Consider the following 3560-nt stretch of genomic DNA (forward strand, 5'->3'; position numbering starts at 1 on the left):
TCTGCGCAAAGGGGTCATGCCCCTTCATCTGGAATCCCCACACCACGGGTCCATAAAGGCCCTGGCCGCCTCTGGTGAAAGCCCCTCGACCCTGAAGGAAACGGTCACGAGCGTGGCCGGCTCCATCGGCGCAGCGGTTTACGGCATCGCTCAGGACGAGACGCTGAAGAACCTCTACGCCGGCTACGCCTACCAGTACGATCAGATCGCTGCCTACCGCTCACTCGCGATCATTGCGGAGCGGGCCGGTAAGGCCGACCAAGTCTCAGCCTTCCGCAGTTCGGCCGAAGAGGTGCCACTACAACGAAGATCGCCCCCATACGGCCCTGGGCGGCTTGACGCCCCGAGCCTTCGCCAACCAAGCTGTCACAGCCCGAAAACTTGCATAGGCCGTGGACCACAAACGGGGTCAACTCCAGGCCCATCGTGCACTAACTTTACTCTTGGACCACCTCGTGGGGGCCGATCGGGTCGCACGCCCATGTCTCAGACGTGCTTACGAAAGCGTGGCTGGTGTAGCAACGGTCCCCAACGACCCGGTTGGGCCCGCCGGAAAGTAGGTCGAGTAGCAGAACCGCATGGGACAGTTCATGGGCCTGGCCGGACGCCAGCCGGAAGGCGATGGCGCGGCCCTGCCCGTCGGCGATCACGCAAGGCTTGGTCCCATAGCCGCCACGCGTCCTTCGACAGGCTCAGGATGACGGCGGCCAAGAGCTTCACGAGTGTCTCGCTCGGCCGCAGATCCCCCCTTTTGGCAGCGCTTGCCGCTTTTTGGTGTGCCCGCACGTTCGTGCCGTCGAGGAACACCATCCCGAGTTGAACGCCGCGCTTCTGCACAAGGTAGAGCAGCCGCTCCCAGATGCCAGCACGGGACCAGCGGATGAAGATCTGCACTGCTCGCCACCATGGGCCTAGTTCCTGCGGAATGGCCCGCCATTTGGCGCCGTTCTGATGTCGCTAGAGGATCGCCGAGAGCGTGCATTGCAGGTCCTGCGGCGGCGTCTTGGCCCTAGGCCAGGAGGCTTCAACCAGGGGCTCCAGTTCAGACCATTGCGCATCGCTCAGCATCGTCGCTCCCACATCAGAGAGATCAAAACGCGAGACGCCACAATCCATTCAAGTGACGACAGACCCTAAGCCTTGCTCGACTATACTGTCCCGCTCGACGAACCACCTCCATCGTCGTAGCGCTGACGTGAAGAAATATGCCTTGTATAAATCTCATAGGTGCGCTTCCCGATGTTGTTCCATGATTCAACAGGTAATGATGCGGTAGGTAATTTGCCAATTGTTCCTGCAAGCGATGCCGCCAAGGCGTGAGGATCCTCAGCTGGAATGATTGATCCGGTAACATTTTCTTGAATAACCTCCCTAAATATTCCTATATTACTTGCAATAATCCACTTCCTATATGCAGCAACGAGATACAAAACACCACTCGCATCAATGCGGCGATAAGGAAATATAAAAGCATCTGCCTCTGAAAGAAGGCTATCAACCTCTTCATTACTATGGCGCCATAGCCTAAAATCTATTGTGTCGCCAATTTTATATTCTTCAATATAACTTTTTATAGGAACCATATCAATAAAAGACTCACCTGCAACGATAATTCTCATTTTTGATCGAGCTTCATCTGGCAATAAAGTCAGCGCCTCTACAAGTATATCTAACCCTTTATAATGTTGTATTTTACCGAACATGAGAAAATTCCACTTATCTTTACTTGCGGTATGGATGTGTGGAACGATATTTGCCCGGCTTAATGGACCATGCGCGATAACACTGACTGGAGTTCTATTTCCAACAGCTCCGCCAATCATTTCCGCCGCTTTTTGAGTGTGGACGATGATGTGATCTACTGACGCAAGGGCACGACTAAGTCCAATAGTCTGCAGCCAAGACGTGGGGTTACCATTAAAAGGTAAAGTGTCATGCACTGTAATGATGACCGGACATATACGTTGTATTGCTGCTATAAAAACCATATCAACTAATGGAAAAACAATCCACTGAAAATGGACTATATCAGGTCGATTCCGGCTTACATAACGCCATAGCCGAATCATTGAAGCAACGTGTGAAACCCCTTTATTAAACTTGGCTAGAAAACCTGCATTTTTCGCAGAATTTATTATATTTGGATAAAAAATTCTATTAATTTGTCTAGCTGCTATCAAATGATATTCTTCTTTTGAGCGCAGGTCGCGACAAGCCCAGCTAACAGCAATGCCATTCTTTTCGAGTCCTTCTGTGATTCCTTCGTCATAAGGTGCCGTAAAAAGAGACGGATCGACCATCAAAATTTTTAGAAGTTTTTCTGTCATTCAAGAATCTCCATTTAAGACGGATAGTCTGATTTTAGTATTGCAATTGATTTTTATATAAATAATTTAGTTATCTGATATGAAATACTTCATCAGGATGAAACATGTATGACGGGTAGACTGATGGCGTTCCCATCAGAAGAACCCGCCATTCTGTTCATACCTACCCATTTTTCTGGAATCATTCGCACGTTTGCGCCGCTGTTTGTCTATTGCTGGTGGCGGATACCCACCTGTTGTTGTTCGTAGCGATCTTGGGGTTGAAGCGCCGTCACGCTGACGAGGGTTCTGGGCATCCTGGATGGTGCGCAAGAGCAAAGGTTTGTGACGTCTCAGGTACCCTTAACAGGTTGCCGAAGAAGTGGCCGGCGAGTTTGTTATGGAGATGATTCACGCTGCCTGGGAGATCGGTGGGGGTTGAGCGATGGGCGGACGAGAGGATCGGTCGGAGAACCTGTTCAGCTATGTCCGCCTTAGGACACGTGTACCAGCCGATCATCCGCTGCGTCCGATCTGAGCGCTGGCAGACGAGGTCCTGGCCAGGCTGAACAGGCGCTTCGAAGCGCTCAAGTGGTACGAGTCTAACACTTGGTACCCGCGCTTTGCGGCTTGGATGATGCGATCCGGGTCGGCGGTCCAGACGAAGGGCTTCGGATTGCCATTGTTCTCGGCGATGAAGCGTTTGATGACGGCTTGCATACCGAGCGCCTCACCGGCTCCAGTCCCTTCAGCACCATCCTTAAGACCGTCGGCACCTGAACCCAGCCGTCACAGGGGTAGGTAATTACTGAGTCGTCTTCTGACTAAAAGAACTGCGCGCCTTTGTGTCCTCCACTTCCCATTAACGGTCAGAAGATTGACGATTCATCGACCTAAAGTGTTCTATATAAAACAACGCATAAAACTTATATAAGATATACAACTTGATAGGGCAAATCCAAATCAATACCGAAATGATGAATCATTCATACAGAATATTTATTTTATTAAACTTTTATAAGAACATAAAATAAAAATATCAAAATATAAATATTGAATCTGTATCATCAAACAGTCTTGGAAGTTCCCTGTTAGATCTTGTTGCGCTTGGACAAAGCGTCTTCCCAGTCGAGCGCCTGGCGCACGATCGCGTCGAGGTCGTCGTGCTTCGGGCGCCAGCCGAGCTGCTCGCGGATCCGCGACGCCTCGGCGACGATCCGCGCCGGATCGCCGGGGCGGCGGGGCGAGAGGCGC

General features: G+C 51.3%; 1 protein-coding gene and 4 pseudogenes. 1 reads left to right on the forward strand and 4 read right to left on the reverse strand.

Annotated features, from left to right (window positions below):
- Window positions 1-16 precede the first annotated feature (16 nt).
- Window positions 17-277 (forward strand): annotated as a pseudogene (locus MKK70_RS06800) (DUF892 family protein); the annotation flags it as partial.
- Window positions 278-500: 223 nt separating this feature from the next.
- Here the strand turns inward: MKK70_RS06800 and MKK70_RS06810 are convergent.
- The 4 genes and pseudogenes from MKK70_RS06810 to MKK70_RS06825 form a co-directional block, all read right to left on the reverse strand.
- A pseudogene (locus tag MKK70_RS06810) lies at window positions 501-1068 on the reverse strand (IS5 family transposase); the annotation flags it as partial.
- Between the two features lie 80 nt (window positions 1069-1148).
- Window positions 1149-2327 (reverse strand): glycosyltransferase family 4 protein, encoded by a 1179-nt coding sequence (locus tag MKK70_RS06815; protein WP_243946504.1) that lies wholly within the window; start codon window positions 2325-2327, stop codon window positions 1149-1151.
- Window positions 2328-2822: 495 nt separating this feature from the next.
- Window positions 2823-3026, reverse strand: a pseudogene (locus tag MKK70_RS06820) (hypothetical protein); the annotation flags it as partial.
- A 371-nt stretch (window positions 3027-3397) separates the two neighbouring features.
- Window positions 3398-3560, reverse strand: a pseudogene (locus MKK70_RS06825) (UDP-glucose 4-epimerase GalE); the annotation flags it as partial.

The organism is Methylobacterium sp. E-041, assembly GCF_022829665.1.
Taxonomy (GTDB): Bacteria; Pseudomonadota; Alphaproteobacteria; order Rhizobiales; family Beijerinckiaceae; genus Methylobacterium.

Coding starts and splice junctions, on each gene's coding strand:
- MKK70_RS06815 (WP_243946504.1), bottom strand. CDS start 2,327: ATGACAGAAAAACTTCTAAAAATTTTGATGGTCGATCCGTCTCTTTTT.